Below are 6516 nucleotides of genomic sequence, written 5' to 3'. Positions count from 1 at the left end.
ACCCCCGCCGCACGAAGTGCGCAGCGGGGGTCCTGCCATGTCCGAGGACGATTTGGGGGCAAAGCCCCTGGCCTCCCCGGCGAGTATACGGGACGGCGACTACAGGTATTCGATCTGGGCGCCTTCCGTGTCGCACGTCAGAATATGCGTATCGCACTTGGGGAACTGCTCGCGCAGCTTGACCTGCAGGAACTTTGCCACGATGGTGTCGTCGGTCACAGCCATGAGGGTCGAGCCCGAGCCGCTAATCCAGATGGTCTTAGCGCCGCCGTTAAGGCAGGTGTCGCGCACGGCGTTGTAGTCGGGAATCAGACGGCGACGATAGGGCTCCTGGATGCGGTCGTCGTTGGCGGCGGCAATCAGGTCAAGGTCGCCGGTCTCCAGGCCGCGCGTCATGCCGGCGATGCGGCCCATCTGCCACACGGCGGTGGAGAGCGGAATCTCCTGCGGCACGACCTTGCGCGCCTCGCTCGTGTGTACCTCGTAGGGCGGAATCACGGTAATAAAACGCAGGCGATCGCTCACCTCGTAGCGCAGGCACTGGGGGAGCGAATCAGTCGGCGTAAAGGAGCAAACGGCACCGCCCAGGATGGCAGGGGCGACGTTATCGGGATGGCCCTCGACCTCGGTGGCAATGCGGACAAGCTCGGCACGGTCGACGGTGTGGCCCGTCAGCGCGGCGGCCGCCATGATGCCAGCGACGACGCAGGTGGAGCTGGAACCCAGGCCGCGGGCGACGGGCACGTCGGTCTGGATGTCGATAGCGACGGGAAAAGCCGGCTCGCCCCATGCGGCCAGCGCATCGACAAAGCTCACGTAGACCAGGTTGTTCTCGTTTTGGAATTCCTCGGGGCAGCCCGTGATGGTGAGCTTGTCGGCGCGCTCAAAGGTAAAGTGCGAGTAGAGGCTGACGGCCATGCCGAGGGTGTCGTAGCCGATGCCTAGGTTTGCGCTTGTTGCTGGGACGGTGATCTTGATCATGTGGGTCCTCCTGGCGTGCCTGGCTGTTTAGTTCGCTGCTCGGGCAGTCCTGCGCAAGACGGAAAGCACATTAAGTGCTTTCCTTTGCGTGCGGAACTCGCGACGAACTAAACAGCCAGGCACGCTGTGCACGTTCGTCATCATCCCGGGGGTTATCTGATGGAAGAAGGTGCGCCGGCTTTCGCCGGCGCTTAATAAGGGGTTTAGTTGGTAGCCATCTTTTTTGCAGCCTGCTCTACGTAGTTGGCCATGTCGGCAACGTCGCAGACGTCTTCGAAGCGGACGGGCTTGGACTCGAGTTCGGCGAGCTGGGTCGGGGCGACCGTATTGGTGGCCTGCTCGAGTACACCCATGGCCTCAAAATCATCCTCGGGAACGTCGAGGCCCAGGGCGTCGCAGCAGGCGCGCGGGAACTTGTAGGGGCTGGCGGTCGAAAGCAGCACGCGGGCCTTGGCGCCCTCGGCGGGGGCGACCTTTTCAAAGACGTGATAGCCGCAAGCGGTGTGCGGGTCGATCACATAGCCGTTTGCATCCCAGCAGTTCTTGATAGCAGCGCGGACCTCGTCCTCGCTGGCCCAGCCGCAGCCAAACACACTCTGGATCTTGGCCAGCAGCTCGGCGGGCACCTCATAGCGACCAGTCTGTGCCAGCTGCTCCATAAGGCCGGCAACGAGTTCGCAGTCGCCATCGGACAGGAAATAAAGCATACGCTCCAGGTTGGAGCTAATAAGGATGTCCATCGACGGCGAGATGGTCGTGAAGAACGGGCGGTTGCGGTCGTAAACGCCGGTGGTCAGGAAGTCAGCGAGCACGTTGTTCTTGTCGCTGGCCACGACGAGTTTGGCGACGGGCAGACCCATGCGCTTGGCATAGTAGCCGGCCAGGATATCGCCAAAGTTGCCGGTCGGCACGCAGAACTCCACGGCATCGCCGGCCTCGATGGCGCCGGCGCGCAGCAGCTGCGCATAGGCGGCAAAGTAGTAGACGACCTGCGGTACCAGGCGGCCAACGTTGATGGAGTTGGCGCTCGAAAGCACCGTGCCAGCGGCCTCCAGGCGCTCGGCAAGCTCCTTATCGGCAAAGATGCGCTTGACGGCGCTCTGGGCATCGTCGAAGTTGCCGCGGATGCCGCAGACGGCGACGTTATCGCCCTCCTGCGTGGACATCTGCAGATTCTGCACGCGGCTGACCTTGCCCTCGGGATAAAAGACGGTGATACCCGTGCCCGGAGCGTCGGCAAAACCGGCGAGCGCGGCCTTGCCCGTGTCGCCCGACGTGGCGGTGACGATCATGATGCGCTCGGCGCCGCCGTCCTTGGCAGAGGTGCGGGCCATCAAGCGGGGGAGCATCTGCAGGGCGACGTCCTTGAAGGCGCTCGTGGGGCCGCCAAAGAGCTCCATCACATAGGTCTGAGGGGCGTCAGCGCCCGGTGCAGCGTCGAGTTTGACGAGCGGCGTAACCTCTTCACTCGCAAACGTGCCGCGGTATGCCTCGTCGACACACGCCGAAATTTCTTCGGTCGTGTAATCATTCAGTAACATTCCCAACACATCTTGAGCGATTTCAAAGTACGATTTATCTGCAAGCGAGCTGATATCGACCTGCTGGGTGCCGAGCTCGTCCGAGACAAACAAACCCCCGTCGGGAGCGATGCCGGTACGGATTGCCACCTTACTTGAGCACGATAAAGTGTGTCCTCGTGTACTATGATAAGTTCCCATATAACACTGCTCCTCGGATGCCTTGGTCCCAATCGGTGAAACCATGGTATCAGAGCGCGCAAAATAGGTTCGCAGAGGCTTTTTAGAAAGGTAACCTCCAGCCCATGATTAAGATTGCCAAGTTTGGCGGCTCGTCGGTCGCCGACGCCGAACACTTCAAGAAGATTAAGGCCATTGTCGACGCCGACCCTGCCCGCCGTTTTGTGGTGGTTTCTGCCTGCGGTCGCCGCTTTAAGGGCGACACCAAGGTGACTGACCTGCTCTACCTGGTTAACGCGCACGTTAAGTATCACGTGTCGTGCGAGGAGCTGCTCGAGGACATTGGCCAGCGCTATTTTGATATCGCTGACGAGCTGGAGCTCACCTATCCCATCCGCGAGGAGTTCGCGGCCTTTGCCGAGCGCGCTCGCTCGGGCGGCTACTCTACCGAGGAACTCGTGAGCCGCGGCGAGTACTTCACCGCTCGCCTGATGGCCGAGTATCTGGGCCTGCCGTTCTTGGATGCCGCGACGGTCGTTGCGTTCCATCACGACGGTACGCTCAGCATGAACCGCACCTCCGAGCTGGTGCAGGAGTACGGTCAGCAGGGCGGCTTTGTTATGCCCGGTTTCTACGGTGCGACGCGTGAGGGCCAGATCAAGCTGCTCGATCGTGGCGGCGGCGATATCTCGGGCTCGATCTTGGCTAAGTGCCTGGGCGCCGACCTTTACGAGAACTGGACCGACGTCTCGGGTTTCTATTCTGCCGATCCGCGTATTGTTCCCGAGGCCCAGCCCATTGCGCGCGTTACCTACGAGGAGCTGCGCGAGCTTTCGTACATGGGCGCAAGCGTCCTGCACGAGGAGGCCGTGTTCCCCGTGCGCGAGGCAGGCATTCCGCTGGTCATCAAGAACACCAATGCGCCGCAGGACCCCGGCACCATCATTAGCGAGACGGCCGATGAGGGCGAGGCAGAGCCCATCATTACCGGCGTGACCGGCAAGCGCGGTTTTGTCGCCATCAACGTCGCCCGCGACCGCACCAAGCCCCGCGTTGGCTTTATGCGTCGTGCGCTTTCGGTCTTCGAACGCTATGACGTCTCCGTCGAGCATATGCCCACCGGTGTCGACCGTTTTGGCGCCGTGGTGCAGGAGCAGGACGTGCACGATTCGCTGTACTCGCTCGTGGGCGACATTCAGCAGGAGGTCGAGCCGCTCGAGATCGAGGTTGTCGAGGGTCTGGCGCTCATCGCGACCGTCGGCCGTAACCTGCGCGGCCGCGCAGGTATCTCGGGCCACCTGTTTGGCATGCTTGGCCAGGCCGGCGTGAGCGTGCGTATGATTTCGCAGAGCTGTGACGAGATCAACATCATTATCGGTGTCGAGGAGAAGGACTTCGACCTAGCGATTCGGACCATTTACCGTGCCTTCTCCGATGAGAACGGCATTGTGAAGGTCTCCGACCTGGAGGCTCCCGCGCCGGTCGATCCCGCTCTGGTCGCGCTCAAAAAGTAGCGACTGCTCGGTAGATTTTTGGGGCATGTCTCAAAAAACTACGGCGGGGCGTTTCGTTTCGGTTTCGTTTCGACGGGGCGGGTTTCGTGCCCGCCCTGTTCTTGTATAAACTGGCAACAATAATCGGCCTGCTCGGCGTGCGGGCAAAAGCCACAACCTTTAAAGGGGGAAGCATGAAACAGTACACGGTTGCTATTTTGGGCGCGACGGGAGCCGTGGGCACCCAGATGCTCGAGTGCCTCAACGAGCAGGAGTTCCCGGTCGGCAAGCTCAAGCTGTTGGCAAGCGCACGCTCCGCGGGCAAGACCGTTGAGTTCCGCGGCGAGCAAATCGTGATCGAAGAGGCTTGCCCCGAGGCCTTTGAGGGCTGCGACATCGTGCTCGGCGCTGCCGGCGACGATATCGCTAAGGAGCTGCTGCCCGAGGCCGTCAAGCGCGGAGCCGTCGTGGTCGACAACAGCCACGCCTTCCGCATGGATCCCGAGGTGCCGCTGGTCGTGCCCGAGATCAATGCCGACGATATCAAATGGCATCACGGCCTTATCGCCAATCCCAACTGCGCGACCATCATCGGCCTGGTTCCCACGTGGCCGCTGCATCAGCTTGCCGGCGTGAAGCGCATGATCGTCTCGACGTATCAGGCGGCTTCTGGTGCCGGAGCTCCCGGTATGGCCGAGCTCGAAGCGCAGCTTGCTGCCTTGGGCCGTGGCGAGGAGATTCCCGAGCCGCGCGCATTTGCCGCCCAGCTGGCGAGCAACCTGATTCCGCAGATTGGCGGCGTCAAGGAGGAGGGCTTTACCTCTGAGGAGATGAAGCTGCAAAACGAGGGCCGTAAGATCATGCACCTGCCCGAGCTGCGCGTGAACTGCACCTGCGTGCGCGTGCCTGTGCTGCGCTCGCACTCCGAGAGCATTACGCTCGAGTTCGAGCGCGACATTACGGTCGAGGAGGCTCGCGCTGCGCTCGCTGCCGCTCCGGGCGTCAAGCTGGTTGACGACATGGCTGCCGAGGATGCACACGACCGCTTCCCCATGCCGATGGACACCTCCGACCAGGACCTGATTTGGGTCGGCCGCGTGCGTCGTGACATCTCCAACCCCGAGGCCGCGCGCGGTATCACCTTCTGGTGTTGCGGCGACCAAATCCGTAAGGGCGCGGCAACTAACGCCGTCCAGATCGCTAAGCTGCTCTGCGAGTAGTGTGGCCTGTCCGGCGGGGGCCGGGCTTAGCTTTCAGAACGTCCTCGACCATGTGTGGCGCCTTGTCCTGCTCCTTCGGAGCCGCGGACAAGGCGCCACACTGGTCTGCGGAGTGTTCTGAAAACTGAGCCCGGCCCCCGCCTGCGGTGACGCTGCTGCAAGCGGCCTGCGATGGGGTCGTTGTTGGTTGAGGCCGCTGGGCTGATGTGGGGGCGCGTGGCTGTTGCGGGCCCTGGTCCCGGCGGCGGCCTCGGCGCTGCGCGCCTGCTGCCTTGGGTGACTTTGGGGTCGATTGGGGTTGTCTGCACAATTCGCGGTATTATGTTGCGGAGTTTTGAAAGGAGCCGCTGGTGGTCACGACGACGTTTGCTTCGCCTTTGGGCGAAATCTTGCTTGCCGCTGATGGCCGCGGTCTGACGGGGCTTTGGTTTGAGGGACAGGAGCATTTTGGCTCCACGCTTCTCAAAGAAGATCCTGAACATGTTGAAGGCGCCGATGCAGTTTCTGGTGCTGGCGGCATGTCGTCGGTGAGTCCTGCAAATGGTGCGGCTTCTTCGGTGCTTGAGCGTTCGTGGGCTTGGCTGAATGCTTATTTTGCAGGGCAGGAACCTCGGTTTACGCCGCCGTTGCATTTGATTGGCACGGCGTTTCAGCGTGAAGTTTGGTACGAGCTGCTTTCTATTCCGCGTGGCGAGGTCGCTACGTATGGCGAGATCGCCCAGCGTGTTGCGGCTCGACATCGTGTGCCGGGAAATGAGACACCCGTTGTGTCTCCCCGTGCCGTGGGGGCCGCGGTCGCTCGCAACCCTGTTTCGATTATTGTGCCATGCCATCGCGTGGTGGCGGCCGACGGCTCGCTTAACGGATATGCCGGCGGGCTTGATCGCAAGGAGTGGCTGCTTCGGCTTGAGGGCGCGTACGAGGAGTAACACTCGAGCGCTTTGCATAGCCAAGATGCCGTGAAAGAACGGGACATGCTTTCCGAATGGAGGCTCAGACGGAAACTACGTCCCGGAATTCCGTTTTAAAGCGGGATGCGCTTTCCGAATGGCGTTCCAAGCGGAAACCGTGTCCCGGAATACAGCCTCAGAGTGGGACATCGTTTCCGGCTGAGACCACCTG

The 6516-nt window shown here is 61.8% G+C and carries 5 protein-coding genes; 3 read left to right on the top strand and 2 right to left on the bottom strand.

Annotated features, from left to right (window positions below; all coding sequences use genetic code 11):
* Positions 1-99: 99 nt before the first annotated feature.
* Positions 100-981: a homoserine kinase gene (gene thrB, locus I2D57_RS06215; RefSeq protein ID WP_006234874.1), complete on the bottom strand. Its 882-nt coding sequence runs from the start codon at positions 979-981 to the stop codon at positions 100-102.
* Positions 982-1184: 203 nt separating this feature from the next.
* Positions 1185-2702 carry a threonine synthase gene (thrC, locus tag I2D57_RS06210; protein ID WP_195361858.1) on the bottom strand — a complete coding sequence of 506 codons (1518 nt, stop codon included), beginning with the start codon at positions 2700-2702 and terminating at the stop codon, positions 1185-1187.
* Positions 2703-2806: 104 nt separating this feature from the next.
* Here thrC and I2D57_RS06205 point away from each other — a divergent pair, with 104 nt between their 5' ends.
* The 3 genes from I2D57_RS06205 to I2D57_RS06195 all read left to right on the top strand — a co-directional run bounded on the left by I2D57_RS06205 (position 2807) and on the right by I2D57_RS06195 (position 6323).
* Positions 2807-4195 (top strand): aspartate kinase, encoded by a 1389-nt coding sequence (locus tag I2D57_RS06205; RefSeq protein ID WP_195361857.1) that lies wholly within the window; start codon positions 2807-2809, stop codon positions 4193-4195.
* A gap of 173 nt (positions 4196-4368) precedes the next feature.
* On the top strand, positions 4369-5394 hold the full coding sequence (locus tag I2D57_RS06200; RefSeq protein ID WP_117766544.1) for an aspartate-semialdehyde dehydrogenase: 1026 nt from the start codon (positions 4369-4371) through the stop codon (positions 5392-5394).
* Positions 5395-5744: 350 nt separating this feature from the next.
* Positions 5745-6323 (top strand): methylated-DNA--[protein]-cysteine S-methyltransferase, encoded by a 579-nt coding sequence (locus I2D57_RS06195; protein ID WP_239057599.1) that lies wholly within the window; start codon positions 5745-5747, stop codon positions 6321-6323.
* The last annotated feature ends 193 nt before the right edge of the window (positions 6324-6516 follow it).

This window comes from Collinsella aerofaciens, assembly GCF_015553355.1.
In the GTDB taxonomy this organism is placed as follows: domain Bacteria; phylum Actinomycetota; class Coriobacteriia; order Coriobacteriales; family Coriobacteriaceae; genus Collinsella; species Collinsella aerofaciens_V.
The sequence above is the reverse complement of the archived record's forward strand: the minus strand, read 5'-3'. Positions and strand labels throughout refer to the sequence as shown.